Genomic DNA, 16,899 nt, shown 5'->3' on the forward strand with positions numbered 1-16,899 from the left:
GGGGCGGCCCTAGTAGGGTTCCGGCGGCAGGCGTATCCTGTTCACGCTAAGGCACATCCGCCCAGCGTGAGAGGGGAAGTTTATGACCATCCCGCCAGTGCACGAGCCCGAGCCGTTCCCGCCGGAGCCAGGCCCAACCCCTGATCCCGCCCAGCCCGGCCACCCGGGTCCGCCGTCGCCCAACCCGTTCCCCGTGCCGGAGCCCCCAGGGCCCCTGCCCGTGCCAGATCCGGGTCCTGCGCCGCTCCGGCCGGATCCCACCCGGGACAAGATCGGATAGCCGCGCGCTGAAGGGGCCTTTGCGCATGCGAAGGCCCCTTCTTTGTGCCCGCACGCGTCCAAACCGGCTGGAAAATTCTTGCCAAAAAACCGCTTGCAGATCTCTCGGCCCGGTGCTACAAAATCTATATCAGCCACTACAGATCGGCTGGTAATAAAAATAGTGTTGGACCGTCTCCCCACGAGGAGGGAAGCCATGTTGATGCGAACCGATCCGTTCCGCGAGCTGGACAGGCTGGCCCAGCAGGTCTTCGGCACGGCAGCGCGCCCGGCAGCGATGCCGATGGACGCTTGGCGTGAAGGCCAGGACTTTGTAGTCGCCTTTGATCTGCCCGGTGTTTCAGCGGACTCAGTGGACCTGGATGTCGAACGGAATGTCCTGACGGTACGGGCAGAGCGCCCGGAACCTGCGGGCAAGGACACCGAGTTGATTGCCTCCGAGCGGCCCCGCGGCGTGTTCAGCCGCCAGCTCATCCTCGGGGAAACCCTGGACACCGACAACGTGAAAGCGTCGTACGACGCCGGCGTCCTGACCCTGAGGATTCCTGTCGCTGAAAAGGCCAAGCCGCGTAAGATTGAGATTGAGACCAAGGGGGCGAAGCACGAGATTTCCGCCTAGTCCCCAGCAGGATCGGGATGTCGGGTAAAGATTGTTGACTGCCTTTGGGGCGGATAGCCATTCTGAGCACGCCACAGCGCTTAACGCGCATCGGCAGAGTAGGCCTGAACTTCCCGGTACGGTGGCCCCCGGCTTTGGCCGGGGGCCATCCCACGCCGGGGCCTCAAGCCGGACAACGCGGGGTCACTTATGGCCCTCAAAACCGCATAAAACGGGCCGGAAGTGACCCCGCGTTGCGTCAAGCCCTAGGTATTGAGCTCCAGCATCAGGGCGGGAAGTTCGTCAGCCAGTTCACGGGCCAGGAACCCAAGGGGGCCCAACCGGCTGGCAAGCCGGTCTGCTGCCGCGGCATGGAGATGGGTTCCCCAGCATGCGGCCTGCGCGCTGGTGGTTCCCCGGGCGCGGAGGCCCGCGATCGCCCCGGCCAGGACGTCCCCGCTGCCGGAGGTCCCCAGTCCGCCATAGCCGGTGGTCATCTTCCAGAGTTCGGACTCCTCCGGAGCGTCCCCGCCGGCAGGCCGCGCGATGAAGCCCTGGCAGCTCACCACCGCCTGGTACGTGTCGGCGATCTCGGCGATATCGGCCGCCAGGTCCTCCACGTCGCGGCCCAGCAGGATAGCGGCCTCCTTGGGGTTCGGCGTCAGGATCAGCCGCCCCTTCCACGGCTCCAGCCGGTCCGCCATCTTCACCACGGCCCCCAGGGCATAGGCGTCAAGTACGACGACGGGACCACCGTCCGCGGTTCCGTCACCAGAACCCGAATCACTAGGGCCCGAACCCCGGGAGCCTGAGCCGCCAGTGCCGGCTTCCCGCTCCAGCAGCGCCCGCAGCAGTTCCTCCGCGAGCTCCAGATCATCCAGCCCCGGCCCAACCAGGATCACGTCCGCATTGTTGAGGTCTGAAGAAATCCTGTCCAGGCCCTCACCGGTCACCGATCCCTTCGCAGTTTCCGGCAGCCCCGTGGCCCCGCATTCTGGCAGCGCCACCCCCAGCTGCAGCGCGGCCGACTCCGCGACGGCAAGGGTGAGCTTTCCTGCGCCGGCCCGCAACGCGGCGGTACCGGCCAGCAGTGCCGCACCGGGTGTGGCCCGCGCGCCGCCGATCACCAGTACCGAGCCGCGGGAGTACTTGTCCGCGCCCGGCGCCGGCAGCGGCCAATCGCGGAGCAGCGACGGCGTCACCAGGGTCGGCGAAGCAGTGGCCGTTCCGGCGGTGGCCACGGAATCACTTCGGGTGGACACTGGCGTCTCCCGCGTGTTCGGTGACAGTCACACCATGCTCGGTGAGGTGGTCCGCCACGTTGAAGCTCTCCAGAGTCCACGGCCCCTCCCCGGACGGCCGTACATACCGGGTAAGTGAGGCATTCAAAACGGACGTGCCCGCGGCCAGGTCCAGGAGCTCGGCCTCGTTCATGCCTTCCAGCACGTACCGGAACAGCAGGATCACGGCGTCGTGGCAGACCAGCATCACCCGGTGCCCGGTGCTGAGGTTGTTCAGTTCATCCAGCACGGACCGCAGCCGCAGTGCCACGTCAGCCCAGGACTCGCCGCCCGGCGGCCGGTAGTACATCTTGCCCAGCCACTCGCGGCGCTCGGCTTCTTCGGGGAACCGGCTTTCGACGCCACGGCGAGTCAGCCGGTCCAGGATGCCGAGTTCACGGTCACGCAGGCGTTCGTCGCTGCGGATCTTCACCGGCCAGCCTGCTGCCTCAACAGCAATTTCGGCAGTCTGGAGCGCCCGGGCGTACGGTGAGGAAACCACCGCGTCCGGGCGGAGGTCCTCGGCGATCCGTGCCAGCGCGGAGCCCAAGGCCTTGGCCTGCTCCTGCCCGGTCCCGGACAGGTTCACGTCCGCATCCCGGGCCGGTACCTCGATGATCTCGGCGCCGGCCAGCCGCGCATCCGTGGCCGCCACATTGCCTTCGCTCTCACCGTGGCGGATCAGGATCAGCTCCACCGCCCCGGCTTCCTGGACAGCCTCTGTCAGTCCGTCCTCTTTCACAAAGAATCACCCCGTCCGTGTGCCTTGCCGAATGCAGGAACATTACCAGCGGCGTACCCATGGGCAGTGAAAACTAAACGGACGCATACGGAAGGCACGGCGTGCCGCCCAGCAACACGGGGTCACTTAACGCCCAATAACCCCCAGTAATTGGGCTGGAAGTGACCCCGCGTTGCCACCCCTAACGTTCCGGCGTCAGCACCGTCGAGAACACGGTGCCGCCGTTCGCGTTCCGCAGGCTGGCGGTGAAACTGTTGTCTTCCCCCAGCTGGACGTGCCCAAAAAACTGGTTTTCGCCGTCGCGCGGTGACTCTCCGGGGAAACGTCCCGCCTTGGAGAAGACCACCTCGGGGCCGAAGGTGCCGTCCATCGCGTTGGGTCCGAAGGATCCTGCGGCGATCGGCCCGGCCACGAATTCCCAGAACGGGTCGAAGTCGGTGAAGGCGGCACGCTCGGGGGAGTAGTGGTGCGCGGCGCAGTAGTGCACGTCGGCGGTCAGCCACACCACGTTCTTAACCCGGTTGCGCTTGAACGCGCTGAGTACCCCGGCGATCTCCAGTTCCCGGCCCAGCGGTGCGCCGGCGTCGCGGTTTGCCAGGCTCTCCTGGTTCACGGCACCGTCGGGCACGATGATGCCCAGCGGAAGGTCGGCGGCGATGACCTTCCACGTGGCCTTGGACCGGGAGACCTCGCGGATCAGCCAGTCCACCTGCTCCTGGCCAAGGATGGACGTGGCGTAGGCCTCCTTGCCGTCCGTGTTGGGGGACTTGAAGGTGCGCATGTCCAGGCAGAAGATGTCCAGCTGCGGGCCGCGGCTGATCTTCCGGTAGATGCGCGCGGGCTGGTACTGGCCGGCGTCGTCGAATGTCCCCGGGCGCCACAGCGCTGACGAGTCGGCGATCGGCATGTTCTCCTGCCATGCCTGCCGGCCGCGCGCCGCAAGCGTGTTGACGTCGCGGACGGTGTAGCGGGGATCGTCCAGGATTTCGCCGGGGTACCAGTTGTTGGTGGTCTCGTGGTCGTCCCAGTTTGCGATCACGGGCACGTCCGCGAACATGGCCCGCATGTTCGCGTCCAACATGTTGTAGCGGTGCCGGCCGCGGTATTCGGTGAGGGTCTCCGCCACCTTGGATACCTCCTCGGTCACCACGTTCCGCCACACCTGGCCGTCCTTTTCCACCACAGTCTCGGTTAGCGGACCGTCCGCGTACACGGTGTCGCCGGAGTGGATAAAAAAGTCCGGCCGGGTCTGGTGCATGGCCCGGTAGCCGCGCATTCCGCCGATTTCCTCGTTGATGCCCCAGCCCTGCCCGGCGGTGTCACCGGTCCACACAAAACTTTGGGCGGACGACGCCGGCACCTGACCTCCGTTGCTCGTCCCACCAGTGCGGCCCTTGCCGTTGACCGTCCCGGCGTCGGGGGCCGTGCGGAAGGTGCCGCGGACCGTCTCACCGGTCGCGCCGCCGTCGTCCTCGAAGCTGATCTCCAGCGCAAAGCGGGTGTTGGACGGCAGGTTTCCGGCATGGATCTTGGCCGTGAAGTCGGAAGCCTGGGTGGCCCGGGGGCCTCGCATGACACGCTCGAAGGCTCCACGGCCGCGCAGGACCTCGCCGCCGTCGTCCACCGCCCGCAGCGCCGCCGTCATCCGCCCGGCGCCCGAAGCGCGGGACCACAGCACGGCCGAGTCGGAGGTGACGTCGCCGGTGGCGATGCCGCTGGGAAGGGTGAGCCGGTTCCGGACCAGGGCAACACCGGCGGGCGCGCGGCCGGCGGTGGCCTGCGCGGCTGCGGGCGTGGCGGCCAGTGCGGCGGCGAGGACGGAACCTTTGACGATGGTGCGGCGCGAAATGTCAGTCATGATGCCAGCTTTTCCGCATCCGGCGCACGGACTGTTTCCTTCCGATGAACGAAGGGTAAGCCCGGGCTGAACACCGGGTCGCTCAGTGGTCGTTGCCGCTTTCCGACACCCGCATCCCATGACGAAGCGCATATTCCGTGGCGCGCCCGTATAACCGGAGCGCCAGGGAATTTCCGCGTCGACGAAACTTCGTGTGTCTCGGACCCGCAGTCCGCCCGCCTACGGCACCGCGAACTCCCCAATCCGCCCTTCCCGCAGGGCCGCCCCCACGGCGGCAATGGCGCCGTAGTCCGGGAACAGCACGGACTGCCCGGCGATGAATCCGCTCCCGGCCGTGGGCAGGGTCATGGTGCCGATGGCGTTCGCATCAAGGTTGCGCAGGCTGTAGGCGAGTATGGCGGCCTGCACGGGGTCGAAGCCCTTGTCCACGGTGAGGCAGCAGGACGCGAATTCCACCAGGCTCCGGACCGCCGTCACGTCGTTCAGTGCACCGCCGGCAGTGAGGCGGCCAAGGACGGCGCGGAGCAGGACCTGCTGGTTGCGCACCCGCTGGAAGTCGCCGTCGACGAATGCATACCGCTCCCGGGAGAACTCCAGCGCCGCCTGGCCGTCCAGATGGTTCACGCCCGGCCCGAAGACATGTCCCGTATCGTGTGTGGACTGGAACGGGACCGGGACGTTGACGTCGATGCCGCCGAGCCCGTCCACCATCAGCTTCAGACCGCCGAAGTCCAGCATCAGGGTGTGGTCGATGGTGATCCCGAACAGCTGCTGCACGGTGTGGGTGGTCATGTCGATGCCGCCGTACTGGAGCCCAGCGTTGATTTTTCCTCCACCAAAACCGGGGATGTCCACCCACATGTCCCTGTTCATGGATACGAGGTACAGGGTCCGGCGGTCGGCCGGGACGTGGACCAGCATCAGGACGTCCGAGCGGTGGTCCATGGGCTGGCCGGTTGCCGCCGTATGGGCTGCTGCGTCCTTGGCGATGCCGCGCATGTCGCTGCCAATCACCAGCACGTTCATGGCAACGGAAGGGTGCTCCGGAATGGGTGGAGGCGGCGGTGGGGGAGGTGGGGGAGGCGGTGCCGGCGCCGGCGTTTCGGAAGGTGTCTCCGTTGGTGTGGGCGAGGGGGTTTGGCTTTGTGTTGCGGCGGGCTGGGCCTCGGTGCCCGCGCGGTTGAGGCTGAAGACGGTGACGACGCCTACTGCCACTAAGACCAGTGCCAGCAGTGCCGCAATCCAGCGCCGCCGCCCGTGTGCCACCCAGCCAAGACCGTGCGGGTGGGGGCCGGCGGGGTTTGGACCGGGTTCAGAACCGCCTGGCGTGCTCATGGTGCCTCACCTCATTGTGGGGATGGTGGGATCAGTGTCCGCCCGCCGGGGCCTCCCTGGCTAGGGACGTATCCAAACTGTCATCTGCGGGCTGATTTCGACGGCGTGCGGGTCCGGCGGGCACGACGGACCCGCAGGTGAGACAGGGCGCCGTCGTGAACCCGGCGGTGAGATGCCGGGGCTTGCCGAAGGCTACACAGACCCCGCACGCGTCCCGGCGACAGGGGCGTTGAGCCGTGCGTGGCGCAGGATGGACACGATCGCGGGCGCGAGTTCGTCTTCCATTTGCCGGTACACCTCAGGGGCCCGGCGGTAGGGGTCGATGATGTCGTTCTCGGACGAGTCCGCAGGCAGCGACAGGTGCCGCACTGCCGCCGCGCGCGCCGGCAAGCCCCGCCAGAAGGCGTGATTGGCTGCCAGCGGATTGCCGCCGTCGGACGTTCCCGGCACTGGTTCCCCCTCGGAAGCAGCAGCACGCTCGTCCAAAACGTCAAGCATCCGGGCGAACTCGCGGATGGTGAACGTCCGCTTGAGGAGGGACGCATCCAGTTGCAGGACTTCGCCGCGGTGCCCGGAGGTCATGGTGAGCACCAGGTCCACGCCGCGCAGGATCTTTGGCGTCAGCTGGCGGGCGGCAAAGTTCCCGGGGTCACCGCCGAACGTGCTCACGATGTCGGCGGAAATTGGCTGCATGGGGTCGCCCACCATGGCCCGGGTCCCGGCGCTGGCCACCACGAAACCGCCCGGCAGTACCTGGTTGAGCCCCGCCTGCAGCAGCCGTTCGGCCACGGGGGACCGGCAGATGTTGCCCGTGCAGACAGTCAGGATTCTTACTGGTGCGGGTGAGTCCAAGGGAGATTTCTCTTTCCAGCCGGTGCGTCCGTGCTTTTCAACTTAACACGCAACGGCCCGACGCCGGCCGCCCCACCCCGACGCTCTCTCACCTTTCGCAGGTCCCCGGGGATCCTCTCTCACTTAATGTCGGTTTTCCGGCGACGCTCTCTCACATACTGCGGGTTTTCCGGCGACGCTCTATCACCTTCCACAAAGGGGCACGATGATATGACTGTGAAAAGCTTTATCGAACGCGACTGCGTCATTGCCGGCGGCGGCCCTGCAGGCATGGTGCTCGGGTACCTTCTCGCCCGGCGCGGCCTGCGGGTCACCGTGCTGGAGAAACACGGGGACTTCCTGCGCGACTTCCGCGGCGACACCGTGCATCCCTCCACCGTCACCCTGCTGGGCGAGCTCGGGCTGCGGGAAAAGTTCCTCGAGCTGCCGTTGACGCGGTTGTCCACCCTGGACGCAGTGGTCGACGGGCAGCGCATCACCTTCGTCGACTTCGGCTCGCTTCCTGCCCCTGACAACTTCCTCGTCCTCGCACCGCAGTGGGACTTCCTGAATTTTCTCGCACGCGAGACGGCGGCGTTTCCCAACTTCGAGCTGCGCATGCTCACCGAGGCAAGCGGCCTCCTCATCGAGAATGACAAGGTGTGCGGCGTTCAAGCCAGAACGTCCGACGGCGGCCTGGAGATCCGAGCGCCCCTCACCGTCGCTGCCGACGGACGCAGCTCTACCCTGCGCGCCGCTGCCGGGCTGACTCCCGAGGGGTTCGGCGTGCCCATCGACGTACTGTGGTTCAACCTTCCCAAGCCGCCCAATCCTCCGCCGGTAACCCTGGGATACATATCCGCGCAGGGGATGGTCCTCACGATTGACCGTGGCGACAGGTATCAGTCCGGCATGGTTATCAAGAAAGGCGGCTTCGACGAGCTTCGGGCTTCGGAGGTGGGAGCTCTTCAAACCAGGATCACCGCCGCAGCGCCCTTCCTGCGCCCGGTGGTCGGCACCCTCACAGACTGGGACCAGGTCAAGCTCCTGTCAGTCCAGATCAACCGGCTTCGGCGCTGGCACCGTCCGGGGTTCATTGCGATCGGGGACGCGGCCCACGCGATGTCCCCGATGTTCGGTGTCGGCGTCAACTTCGCCATCCAAGACGCCGTCGCACTGGCCAACGCCATCGCGGAAGACCTGGCCACCGGCACCGCACCGACTGAGAAGCTGGCCCGTGTGCAGCGGCGGCGCGAGAAGCCGGTGAAGATTATGCAGCGGCTTCAGCGCAACGGACACAGGGTGCTCCTCAGGGCAACCACCGGCAACCGCGTCGCGCCACGGTGGCTCGTGGTGCTGCTGCGGGCAGCCTCGCCGGTGCTCCGCCCGATCACAGCCCGGTTCGTTGGGATAGGAATCCTCCCGGAACACGTCAACCGCCCCGAACACAAACACTAGGCGCGGCACCTGACGCACCATCCCGCATCCCAAGGGACGCTCTCTCACTTGATGCGGTTTACACGCAGATGCTCTCTCACTTTCGTAAGAAAAGTGAGAGAGCATCTGCCGATTCTTTGCATTAAATGAAAGAGGGTCTGGGGGAGGGGGGGCTAGAAACCGGTCAACAGGTGGTTCATCTCGGCGATCTCCGCTTCCTGGGCCGTGACGATATCCCGTGCCAGCTGAACCGCGTCGGCATGCTTGCCTGCTCCGATCTCCTGCCGGGCCATGTCGATGGCGCCTTCGTGATGCCGGATCATCTGCTCCATAAAGAGCTTTGCGGCCTCGGCGCCCTGGGCGGCATTGAGTTTGTCGATGCCTTCGGTGTCAACCATGCCCGACATGCCGTGGCCGGAATGGTCCGGCATAATGGGCACCTTCCAGCTCGTGAGCCACCCGCTCATGGTTGCGATTTCCGGTGCCTGCGCGCCCTTGATTCTGGTGGCCAGGGCCGTGGCCTCCGCGGGGATGTCCGGCTTGGCCAGAATGATGTCTCCCATCTCCACGGCCTGTGCGTGGTGCGGAATCATCATCTGGGCGAACATGATGTCGGCCTGGTTATGGTCTGCTGCCGCGTCCGGCATCATGCTGGACATCGCGCTGGGGCTGACGTGGTTGGGGCCATGCGTGCTGGTGCCCGAAGTATCTGAACCGGATGCACAGCCCGTAAGCCCAAAAGAAGCGGCGAGGGCCGCGGCGACGGCGAAGCTACTGATCTTCATGGGGATGTCCTTCTGCTGGATCTGCAAGAGCGTTGGGGTGTGGGCGGCGGGTAGTGATGGAGCGTTGGGGTTTCGGCGGCAGAAAGTGAGAGATGGTCATGTCAGGCCGTACGCATCGGGGTTGAGGCGCAGCCGCCGCAGCAGCTGGGCGTTCAAGGCCACCACGACTGTGGATGCGGACATCAGCACCGCGCCGGCGGCCGGAGAGAGCACCACCCCGGCGAAAGCCAGGACGCCCGCCGCCAGCGGCACGGACACGATGTTGTAGCCCGTTGCCCAAACGAGGTTCTGCCACATCTTGCGGTAACTCGCCCGCGACAGGTCTACCATCGAGAGCACCGCGCGCGGGTCGTTTCCGGCGAGCACTACACCGGCCGATTCCATAGCAACGTCCGTGCCCGCGCCGATCGCGATGCCCACTTCAGCACGGGCCAGGGCAGGGGAATCGTTGACGCCGTCGCCCACCATGGCCACTTTCAGGCCGCGTGCCTGCAGCTCAGCCACTTTCTTGTCCTTGTCCGCGGGCAGGACCTCCGCGAACACCTCGTCGATGTCCAGGTCTGCAGCCACGGCCTGGGCCACCTGCCGGGCGTCGCCGGTGACCATGGCCACCTTGACACCGCGCTGCTGCAGGGCTCCCACCGCCTGCCGGGACTCAGCCCGCACCGCGTCCTCCAGGCTGACCGCCCCAAGGACTCTGCCGCCGTCGTCAATGACATGAAGGACAGCGGCGCCGCGGTCCATCCACCCGCGCGTCGTGGCCGCCAGGGCAGGAGGTACGACGGCGGCCAGCTCACTCAGGAGCGCGGGCCCGCCGACGTGCACCCTGCGGCCGTCCACGGAGGCGCGCACGCCACGGCCAGTGAGCGACGCGAATTGGGCCACCGCGGGCAGGGCCAGCTTCCGCTCCCGGGCCGCGCGGACAATGGCCCGCGCCACGGGGTGCTCGCTGTCCGACTCGACGGCGGCGGCCAGGGCCAGCAGCGCATCGGCCTCAATGCCCGGAGCAGCCGCCAGGTCCGTCAGCTCCGGTTCGCCGGTGGTGAGGGTGCCGGTCTTGTCGAAGAGGACCACGTCAACCGTGCGCATCCGCTCCAAAGCCATCCGGTTCTTGAGCAGGACCCCGGCGCGGGCGGCCTGTTCCGTGGAGATGGCGATGACCAGCGGAATGGCCAGGCCCAGGGCGTGCGGGCAGGCGATCACCAGGACGGTCACGGTGCGGGTCACTGCTTCCGGGATGCTGCCCAGCAGCGTCCACACGATGAAGGTGAGCACGCCGGCGCCGGCCGCGAAGTAGAACAGGAAGGCGGCGGCGCGGTCGGCCAGGGCCTGGGCGCGCGACGACGATGCCTGCGCCTCGGCCACCAGCCGCTGGATTCCGGCCAGCGCGGTGCCCTCGCCCACAGCGTCAACCCGGACCCGCACGCTGTTGTCCGTTGCTACAGTTCCAGCCACCACCGCATCGCCGGGACCACGGGCCACCGTCTTGGATTCGCCCGTAATCATGGACTCATCGAACTCGGCCTGTCCTTCCACCACGGTTCCGTCGGCGGGCATGCGGGCACCGGAGCGCACCAGGACCAGGTCGGCGGGCCGGAGTTCCGCGACGGAAACAGTCTCAGTGCCGCCGTCCGTGATGCGTTCGGCTTCATCGGGCAGCAGGGCGGCGAGGGCGTCGAGGGCGCCCTGGGCGGAACCCAGTGCCCGCATCTCGATCCAGTGGCCCAGCAGCATGATGGCCACCAGGAGGGCCAGCTCCCACCAGAAGTCCAGGTCGAAGCCGCCCAGTCCGAGGCTGGTGACCCAGGAAGCCACGAACGCGACGGTGATGGCCATGGCGATCAGGAGCATCATCCCCGGCCGCCGGTCCTTCAGCTCCTGCAGCCCGCCCTTGAGGAACGGCTGGCCGCCGTAGAGGAAAATCACCGTGCCCAGGACGGGCGGGATCCAGGTTGAGCCCGGGAATATCGGGGCCATGTAACCGAGGATGTGGCCCACCATGGGGCTGAAGTAGACCACGGGAGCAGACAGCGCCAGTGTGAGCCAGAACCTGTTCCTGAACATGGACGTGCTGTGTCCGGCGTGCTGCCCGTGGGTGTGGACGGCGTGGTCGTCGTGATGGATGTGGGCGGGTGAAGCAGCCCCCGCCTTGGTGCGGGTGGCACCTGGGGGGCCGTCGTCGTCGTGATGGCGCGTGTGGTGATGAGAAACGCGGGAGAGCATCATGTCAGTTTCCATTCCTTGGCGAAGGTCCATGGGCGCTGGGGTTGAACGGCTGTGAAAGCCGGTGGGGGCACCGGCCGGGACATACCACTTCACTGACAACACCGAAAATATACCCCCAGGGGGTATAGCTGTCAAGAGTCGGCACCACCCGCCCTGCCCGCGTACAGCACAAGGGCGCCCGGCCTATCCGCCGTGCGATAACAACGACATACTGGTGTTAAGGGCAAAGACGCCCGCGCCCGCGCTGGGGCAGGGCTGGAAGATAGACCGGAGGTGGCTCTGTGGCTGAACTGAGCGGCCCCTACACGTACTCAAGTGCCTTGGGGGACAACCAGTGCGTGGCGGGCACGTTCCACGTGGATCTGGACGGCTGGAAGGTCCAGTGGTCGGACGGCATGTTCCAGCTGCACGGGTATGAGCGCGGCGAGGTGGTGCCCACCGTGGAGTTGCTGTTCTCGCACAAGCACCCGGAGGACCGGCCCAGATGCGAGGAAATTGTGGCGCAGGTGTCCCAAGCCGGCGGCTACTTCTGCATGTACCACCGGATCATCGACTCCCGCGGCCGGACCCGCCGGGTGTTGACGTCCGGCGAGGCCATTGTGGACGATGCCGGAAAGGTCACCGCCCTGGAAGGCGTGATGATTGACCTCACGTCCACGCTCCAGCGCGAAACCGAGGAGAGAACCCGGGAAGCGGTGGCGGGCGCTACCTCCACCCGCAGCGTCATCGACCAGGCGCGGGGCATCCTGATGGGCCAGCTGAACCTGGGCTCGGAGGACGCGTTTAGGGTGCTGGTGAGCACCAGCAGTCACCGCAACGTCAAGCTGGTGGTGGTAGCAGCCGAGCTGGTGCAGCTGGCAAACTCGTCAGCGTCCGGCGGCTACCTTGACGCCGCCGTCAAAGCCATAGCCCACGACAGCAGGCCGCCGGGAAGCACCCGGCGGCGGGCAGGCTGAGCGGACAAGCCTAATGATGCTCCACCCAGCACGCCAGGATCGTGGTGGACAGCTGGTAGGCCAGGGCGTTCCGGGTGATGGCGTCCGGACCCAAGGCCTGGGGCAGGTCTGAGGCGTCCACCTGCAGCACGAAGTTGTCCTTCTGGAACACTACCTGCCCGTCCGCCGTCTCATAGGCAGGAAACCCCAAGTTCGCCAGGCCCTCGATGGGTTTCGCGTCGCCAGCGAGCGCCTGCATGGCGTCAAAGTAGTTCAGTGCCGCCGCTTGGTCCCCGGCTTCCCGGACGGAGATTTCCAGCGCCCCTTCATCCAAGTGGTAAATGCAGGTGAACGTGCTGTCGGCCCAGCTGTTCACCGTGTGGGGATCCTGCTCCAGATCGAGGATTGAGGCGAGCCTGTCCATCGGCTGGTCCCCGCACACCATTTGGGCGGCTTCGCTCGGCCCGTCCGCGGAGGCGCGGGGGGAGGAGGTGCCGGAGTTGTGATGCCCGCCGCTGTGCCCGGCCGACGCCGGCGTGCTACGTGATGAAGAAGCGTCCGACGCCGGTGCGGGAACCGCTCCCACGGACCCCGCCGCCGCGGCGCAGCCCGAGAGCAGAAGGCACGAGAGTGTCAACGTCGCCAGAAGTGGTGCGCGGTTTTTCATCGCTTTTCCGTCCTGGCCGTTCCCGGTGAGGGTTTGCGGCCGGTAGTTATGTTCGCGGTTCCCGGGTCAGGCTTTGAGTTTGGCGTAGATCACGTAGTTGTCGTCGAAGAGGCCTGTGGCGGGATCGTAGCCGTCGCAGGTTATGAGCCGAAGTTCAGAACCGGCAGTGTTTCCATAGACCTCGAGGGTGGGGAAACTGTCTTTGCCGTAAAGCTCGCCGCGGTCAACGGTGAACACGGCCGTGCTGCCGTCGGTTCGCGACACGTTGATCTCGGTGCCTGGACGTAGCTTTCGGAGATCGGCGAAAACGCCGCCCTGTCTGTTGGGTGAGTTAACGTGGCCCAGCATGACCGACGGGCCGCGTTCGCCGGGGGTGGGTGAACCGTTGTACCAGCTGGCAGGGGCGCCGTTGCCATCGTCCTGGGGGACCTCGAGGGTGCCGTCATCCCGCAGGCCAAGCTTCAGGAGCTCGGTACGCACGCCGATGGCCGGAATTTCAAGGGTTACCGGCTCAGAGCGGGGCAGGACAGCAGGCTGCGAAGCGGCAGGTGCGGCGGGCGCCGGGCTCGAAGCCGCTGGTGCGGGTCCTGCCGGGCTCGTCGCGGCGGTGGTGGGTGCCGCGGAGGTTGCGGCTGAAGCCGAAGGTGGGACGCCGGCGTCGGGCGTTCCGGAAATTCCGGTGCCGCAGCCTGCCAGGGCGAGCAGGAGCAGAACTCCGGCGGCCGTGGTGGCCCGCAGGCCCCCGCGGCCGCCGGAATTCATTGTTGTCACAGTAGTAATCCGTTTGGCCGGTGCTTAGGCTGCGGCAGCGACGGAACGGCGGCGGACAACGTAGGCTCCGCCAGCGAGGGCGATCAGGGCGAGGCCACTGCCGATGGCGAGTGCTCCCGTGTCGGTGCCGGTTTCGGTGGCGACGCCGGTGTCAGCGCCACCGGCGGGCATCTGCATCTGACCGGGGGTCAAGGTTCCACACAATGCGGGGGAGGTAGCGGCGAGCGGAAGTGTCGGTGCCAGGTCGCTCTTGGCGGCTTGACCCGCTGCGCTGAGCGTGGCGGGGTCAAGGCCGTGGACAACCACCACTGCGGTGCCCGCTTCCAGGGCCGCCTTGGTTTCGGCGTTCAGTTCGAACGTGCGGTCAACGGTGTAGGCAGCACCTTGGCCGCCGACCTTGAGGTCAAGGCCTGCTGCGGGGCTGGTGTCACCGCTGGTGGAAAGGGTGGTGACGATGCCGCCGTAGGACGGGGCGCCTTCAGTGGTGGAAATGACCTGGTCGCCGTCCTTATCCGCTGAAGGGTCCGGGCAGACGCCCTGGGCTCCGCCATGGATGTGCTGGACGTGGGGATACGGTGCGTCCATGAACGTAGCCGGCATGCCCGAAACGTTCAGGACCACGTGAGCCTGGTTGCCCGTGACATCAACGGTGATGGTGCCTGAGCCGGCGCTGCCGTTGAGCTGGGCCAGGGTGGACTGGTAGTGGTGGGCGCCGTCGTGGGCCATGACAGGGGAGCCGGTGAGGGCCAGGCCGCCCAGAGCGAGGGTGGGAACAGCCATAAAGCGGAGTGTCTTGTTCATCAAAAATAGTCTCCTCATACAAGTGACGATGTCATCCCAGGTGAGGGACATAGGTACTTCGCGGCTGCTCCTGTTACGGATGGGAAAAAAGTGAACCCCGCCACAAGCCAACCCCGTTTGTGGAGATCCCGCATGCTGCCCGCTCCGGGTGTCCCGGAACCAGCCCTGTAGGATGGATCGAAGGTGCGCCGGGAAGTCTGGTCGGCATAGTTTTGCCGACCCCGAATTTGAGGACTTCATGAGCCAGACGCCCCCAGCCCCAACCCGCTCCACCATCTTCGGACGGGGCAGCTATGCCGAAGCGCTGCGGATCGGGGAGCTGCTGCGCAAAGAGACCGTGGGCGGAGCGCTGCTGGTTTCCGCGGCGCTTATCGCACTGGTCTGGGCCAACTCACCTGCCGCGGACAGTTACTTCGCCTTGCGGGATTACAAAATTGGCTACGAGCCGTGGCACCTTGACCTCAGCCTCGGTGCCTGGGCGGCCGACGGGCTGTTGGCCATCTTCTTTTTCCTCGTGGGCCTGGAGCTCAAACGGGAATTCGTGGCGGGGGACCTGCGGCAGCTGGACAAGTCGATCGTTCCGGTGGCCGCGGCCGCTGGAGGGGTGGCCGCCCCGGCCATCATTTACGCCCTGATCAACCTCACCAGCCCGGAGACCCTGCGCGGCTGGGCCATCCCCACGGCCACGGACATCGCCTTCGCGGTGGCGGTCCTGGCCATCATCGGCTCCCACCTGCCCAGCGCCCTGCGGATCTTCCTCCTGACCCTGGCCGTGGTGGACGATCTCATCGCCATTGGCATCATCGCGTTCTTCTACTCCAGCGATCTTCAGGTTCTGCCGCTGCTCCTGGCCCTGCTTCCGCTGGCCCTCTACGCGTTCCTGGCACACAAGTACCGCCACTTCTTCGGCCGCAAGACGGCGGCGGCGTGGTTCATCCTGCTGCCGCTCGGCGCGGTTACGTGGGCACTTGTCCACTCGTCGGGCATCCACGCCACGGTGGCAGGGGTCCTGCTGGGCTTCGCCGTTCCCGTGATCCGTTCACAGGCAGGCGGCGGGCCGGAAGCAGGACCGGGCCTCGCGGAAATCTTTGAGCACCGCTTCCGGCCGATTTCCGCAGGCCTGGCGGTGCCGATCTTCGCGTTTTTCTCGGCCGGTGTGGCAGTGGGCGGCTTGAACGGGTTCGCCTCCGCCCTTGCCGACCCGGTGGCTTTGGGCATCATCGTTGCCCTTGTCCTCGGCAAGCCGATCGGCATTATGGGTACCACCTGGCTGCTGACCAAAACCAGCAGGGCGCGGCTGGACGACTCATTCAAATGGATCGACGTTTTCGGTGTGGCACTGCTGGCGGGCATCGGCTTCACGGTGTCGCTGCTGGTGGCCGAGCTGAGTTTCGGCCAGGGCACCCTGCAGGATGACCACGCCAAGGTGGGAATCCTGACCGCCTCATTGCTGGCGGCGCTGCTGGCCACGGCCGTGCTCCTGACCAGAAACCGCCAGTACCGCGCGGCCGAGGAGGCCGAGCAAGTGGACGCGGACCACGACGGCGTCCCGGACGTTTACCAGGACCGGGGCTAAAGCTAACGCGGGGTCACTTACGGCCCATCAGTAGTGCTCAGATGGGCTGTAAGTGACCCCGCCCTGACTTCATAACGGGGTACTTTCCCTAGCGGCGTACTGAGCGGCGCCCGACGACTGCCTCCGCGGTGCCCACCAGGAGCACCGAGGCGATGACAGCCACGATGAACCCCAGGAAGTTCAGTTCGAAGATGTTGCCGGTGCCCAGGAGTGAAGCCACCACTCCGCCGATGACCGAGCCGACAAGCCCCAGCAGCAAGGTGGCGAGCAGGCTTAGGTTTTGTTTGCCCGGCTTGATGAGGCGGGCAAGCGCGCCGATGATCAGGCCGGCAACAATGAATCCAATCACGGTGTGCTCCTTCGTGGTTGCGGGCATGTGACGCCCGGACTTCCGCGGTGGTTCCGCATGAAACTCATTCTATGCACGGCCCCGGACACTGCCCCCGAATCAGCGCCCCAGTGGACGTCGGCCTTCAGGCCGTAGCCAGCGGCGCCACCGGAGCCTCGACGTGCCGGATCTCCAGCGCCTCCGGATCGAGCAGCTTCCGCGTGCCGGTCCTCGCGTCCAGGATCCAGAACAGTTCCAGGGCGGGTACGACGTCGGTGACCCGCCCCCGGTGGAAGAGCTTGCCGTTGTGCCACGCCTCGATCTGGTCGCCGATGCGGAGCTGGGCCGTCAGTACTTTTTGTGCCTCCATAATGCGGTGCCTCCTGCAGTAGTGTCCCCGTACGTCCAGCTTGCCCCGCGGAGGTTGCTGAAATGTTTCAACAGGGTGTT

At 66.4% G+C, this 16,899-nt stretch carries 17 protein-coding genes; 5 read left to right on the plus strand and 12 right to left on the minus strand.

Features of this window, described 5'->3' with window-relative positions:
* Window positions 1-82: 82 nt before the first annotated feature.
* Both ACFVYC_RS10500 and ACFVYC_RS10505 read left to right on the plus strand, forming a co-directional pair.
* Window positions 83-280: a hypothetical protein gene (locus ACFVYC_RS10500; protein WP_387549598.1), complete on the plus strand. Its 198-nt coding sequence runs from the start codon at window positions 83-85 to the stop codon at window positions 278-280.
* A 195-nt stretch (window positions 281-475) separates the two neighbouring features.
* Window positions 476-898: an Hsp20/alpha crystallin family protein gene (locus ACFVYC_RS10505; protein WP_387549600.1), complete on the plus strand. Its 423-nt coding sequence runs from the start codon at window positions 476-478 to the stop codon at window positions 896-898.
* A gap of 245 nt (window positions 899-1,143) precedes the next feature.
* Here the strand turns inward: ACFVYC_RS10505 and ACFVYC_RS10510 are convergent, their stop codons facing one another.
* The 5 genes from ACFVYC_RS10510 to ACFVYC_RS10530 all read right to left on the minus strand — a co-directional run bounded on the left by ACFVYC_RS10510 (window position 1,144) and on the right by ACFVYC_RS10530 (window position 6,944).
* Window positions 1,144-2,139: an NAD(P)H-hydrate dehydratase gene (locus tag ACFVYC_RS10510; RefSeq protein WP_387549602.1), complete on the minus strand. Its 996-nt coding sequence runs from the start codon at window positions 2,137-2,139 to the stop codon at window positions 1,144-1,146.
* Window positions 2,123-2,899: a histidine phosphatase family protein gene (locus ACFVYC_RS10515; protein ID WP_387549604.1), complete on the minus strand. Its 777-nt coding sequence runs from the start codon at window positions 2,897-2,899 to the stop codon at window positions 2,123-2,125. The genes ACFVYC_RS10510 and ACFVYC_RS10515 overlap by 17 nt, the downstream gene beginning before the upstream one ends.
* A gap of 181 nt (window positions 2,900-3,080) precedes the next feature.
* Complete coding sequence (locus ACFVYC_RS10520) at window positions 3,081-4,757, minus strand: alkaline phosphatase D family protein (RefSeq protein ID WP_387549605.1); 1,677 nt, start codon at window positions 4,755-4,757, stop codon at window positions 3,081-3,083.
* 219 nt (window positions 4,758-4,976) lie between these two features.
* Window positions 4,977-6,092 carry an LCP family protein gene (locus tag ACFVYC_RS10525; RefSeq protein ID WP_387549606.1) on the minus strand — a complete coding sequence of 372 codons (1,116 nt, stop codon included), beginning with the start codon at window positions 6,090-6,092 and terminating at the stop codon, window positions 4,977-4,979.
* 192 nt (window positions 6,093-6,284) lie between these two features.
* Window positions 6,285-6,944 carry a low molecular weight phosphatase family protein gene (locus tag ACFVYC_RS10530; RefSeq protein ID WP_387549608.1) on the minus strand — a complete coding sequence of 220 codons (660 nt, stop codon included), beginning with the start codon at window positions 6,942-6,944 and terminating at the stop codon, window positions 6,285-6,287.
* A gap of 210 nt (window positions 6,945-7,154) precedes the next feature.
* Between ACFVYC_RS10530 and ACFVYC_RS10535 the strand changes: the two genes are divergently transcribed.
* Window positions 7,155-8,381, plus strand: coding sequence for an FAD-dependent oxidoreductase (locus ACFVYC_RS10535; protein ID WP_387549609.1), 1,227 nt, complete (start codon window positions 7,155-7,157; stop codon window positions 8,379-8,381).
* Window positions 8,382-8,533: 152 nt separating this feature from the next.
* Here the strand turns inward: ACFVYC_RS10535 and ACFVYC_RS10540 are convergent, their stop codons facing one another.
* Both ACFVYC_RS10540 and ACFVYC_RS10545 read right to left on the minus strand, forming a co-directional pair.
* Window positions 8,534-9,145 (minus strand): DUF305 domain-containing protein, encoded by a 612-nt coding sequence (locus ACFVYC_RS10540; protein ID WP_387549611.1) that lies wholly within the window; start codon window positions 9,143-9,145, stop codon window positions 8,534-8,536.
* Between the two features lie 96 nt (window positions 9,146-9,241).
* Window positions 9,242-11,368 carry a copper-translocating P-type ATPase gene (locus ACFVYC_RS10545; RefSeq protein ID WP_387549800.1) on the minus strand — a complete coding sequence of 709 codons (2,127 nt, stop codon included), beginning with the start codon at window positions 11,366-11,368 and terminating at the stop codon, window positions 9,242-9,244.
* Between the two features lie 284 nt (window positions 11,369-11,652).
* Between ACFVYC_RS10545 and ACFVYC_RS10550 the strand changes: the two genes are divergently transcribed.
* Complete coding sequence (locus tag ACFVYC_RS10550; protein ID WP_387549613.1) at window positions 11,653-12,327, plus strand: PAS and ANTAR domain-containing protein; 675 nt, start codon at window positions 11,653-11,655, stop codon at window positions 12,325-12,327.
* A 10-nt stretch (window positions 12,328-12,337) separates the two neighbouring features.
* Here the strand turns inward: ACFVYC_RS10550 and ACFVYC_RS10555 are convergent, their stop codons facing one another.
* From ACFVYC_RS10555 to ACFVYC_RS10565, 3 genes are all read right to left on the minus strand, one after another.
* A complete protein-coding gene (locus ACFVYC_RS10555; RefSeq protein ID WP_387549614.1) occupies window positions 12,338-12,973 on the minus strand; it encodes a hypothetical protein in 636 nt (211 codons plus the stop codon).
* 66 nt (window positions 12,974-13,039) lie between these two features.
* Window positions 13,040-13,735 carry a class F sortase gene (locus ACFVYC_RS10560; RefSeq protein ID WP_387549801.1) on the minus strand — a complete coding sequence of 232 codons (696 nt, stop codon included), beginning with the start codon at window positions 13,733-13,735 and terminating at the stop codon, window positions 13,040-13,042.
* A 33-nt stretch (window positions 13,736-13,768) separates the two neighbouring features.
* Window positions 13,769-14,545, minus strand: a complete 777-nt coding sequence (locus ACFVYC_RS10565; protein WP_387549615.1) for a hypothetical protein — start codon at window positions 14,543-14,545, stop codon at window positions 13,769-13,771.
* A gap of 238 nt (window positions 14,546-14,783) precedes the next feature.
* Here ACFVYC_RS10565 and nhaA point away from each other — a divergent pair, with 238 nt between their 5' ends.
* A complete protein-coding gene (nhaA, locus tag ACFVYC_RS10570) occupies window positions 14,784-16,121 on the plus strand; it encodes a Na+/H+ antiporter NhaA (protein WP_387549617.1) in 1,338 nt (445 codons plus the stop codon).
* Between the two features lie 88 nt (window positions 16,122-16,209).
* Here nhaA and ACFVYC_RS10575 read toward each other — a convergent pair whose 3' ends face one another.
* Window positions 16,210-16,470 carry a GlsB/YeaQ/YmgE family stress response membrane protein gene (locus ACFVYC_RS10575; protein WP_387549619.1) on the minus strand — a complete coding sequence of 87 codons (261 nt, stop codon included), beginning with the start codon at window positions 16,468-16,470 and terminating at the stop codon, window positions 16,210-16,212.
* A 124-nt stretch (window positions 16,471-16,594) separates the two neighbouring features.
* Window positions 16,595-16,819, minus strand: a complete 225-nt coding sequence (locus tag ACFVYC_RS10580) for a hypothetical protein (RefSeq protein WP_387549621.1) — start codon at window positions 16,817-16,819, stop codon at window positions 16,595-16,597.
* Window positions 16,820-16,899 lie beyond the last annotated feature (80 nt).

It is taken from the genome of Pseudarthrobacter sp. NPDC058329 (assembly GCF_042879835.1).
In the GTDB taxonomy this organism is placed as follows: Bacteria; Actinomycetota; Actinomycetes; order Actinomycetales; family Micrococcaceae; genus Arthrobacter.